The 1,157-nt window shown below is 66.6% G+C and carries 1 protein-coding gene; it reads right to left on the bottom strand.

Features of this window, described 5'->3' with window-relative positions:
- Positions 1-2: 2 nt before the first annotated feature.
- Positions 3-1,087 (bottom strand): IS630 family transposase gene (locus tag IE252_RS44590; protein ID WP_444545975.1). Its coding sequence is split into 2 segments (ribosomal slippage): positions 3-641 and positions 644-1,087, totalling 1,083 coding nucleotides; the frame shifts between segments, so codons are not numbered across the junction.
- Between the last annotated feature and the right edge of the window lie 70 nt (positions 1,088-1,157).

Here is a 1,157-nt window from a genome sequence, read left to right as displayed (position 1 = left end):
TGTTACTGAGTTTGTGGGCGTGATGTCGTGAGGGTGAGGCCGGTTCCGGCGAGGCATCCGTCGAGGAGGCCGGGGCGGTACTGGAGCTCGCGGAGTCTGCGGCGGAGCAGGCGCATCAGGTGGTCGGGGCTGGTGAAGGCGGTGTTGCACTGTCCCGAGCGACGGATCAGGGACCAGATGCCTTCCACCGGATTCAAATCCGGTGCATACGGAGGTAGTTGGAAGGAGGTGATCCAGTCGTGCGTGTCGATGAAGGCCCGCAGACGGGCGTCCAGATGCACATTCAAATTGTCCCAGACGAGTACCAGTGGGGCCCCGAGCTGCTGGTGGGCGGCGGTCAGCAGGTCGCGGTAGTCGGTCCAGGTGAAGCTGCGCCGGCCGCCGCGCTTGTGATCGATGTGTCGTTTGGGCCGGAAGATCAGGCGCGAGCGTTCGCCCGGCTTGTAGCAGGCCAGGGCCGCGATCGAGAACCGGCGCTGGGAACGTCCCCGGACCCGGACCACGGGCGTGTGCCCGCGTTTGGACCACGTGCGGGAGGTGGGCGGCGTCATCGAGAACCCGGCCTCGTCTTCGAAGACGATGAACGCCCCGAGCGCCGCCGCGATGCTTCCACCTGCGGCCACGTGTCCTTCACCCAGCCGGTTACCTTCTCCTCGTCGCGCTCCAGGGCCCGCTTCGCCGGCACTTGGTGGCTCCATCCGTGGCGTCGCAACATCTGCGCGATGGTCGAGAGGGTGATGGACTTGTGGAACCGGCGTCCGATCAGCGTCCTGATCCGCTCCAGAGTCCACTTCTGGTCCTCCCAGCCGTGTGCGACGGGACCCTTGGCCAGTTCCTCCTCCAGCACCGCGAACAGCTTCTCACTCAGCTTGGGCCGGGCAGCCGAGCCCTTGGAGGTCAGGGCCATGTCCCCGCCCTCCTGCCAGGCGCGGTGCCAGCGTTGCACCGAGCGCACGCTGACCCGCAGTTGCTTCGCCACCACGGCGTTGTCCTGTCCCGCGGCGAACAACCCGGCCGCCTCCAGACGGAGACGCTCGCGAAACGCCCGTCGTTCGGCAGTCAGACCACCACCTTGCGGATACCTCATGGTCCGGGCATACCGCGACGGCCACCACCTGTCAGCCCTCTACGACATCACGCCCACAAACTCAGTAGAG

This window comes from Streptomyces melanogenes (assembly GCF_014649795.1).
Lineage (GTDB): Bacteria > Actinomycetota > Actinomycetes > Streptomycetales > Streptomycetaceae > Streptomyces > Streptomyces noboritoensis.
Note: the sequence above shows the minus strand (reverse complement) of the source record. Positions and strands in the feature narration are given on the sequence as shown.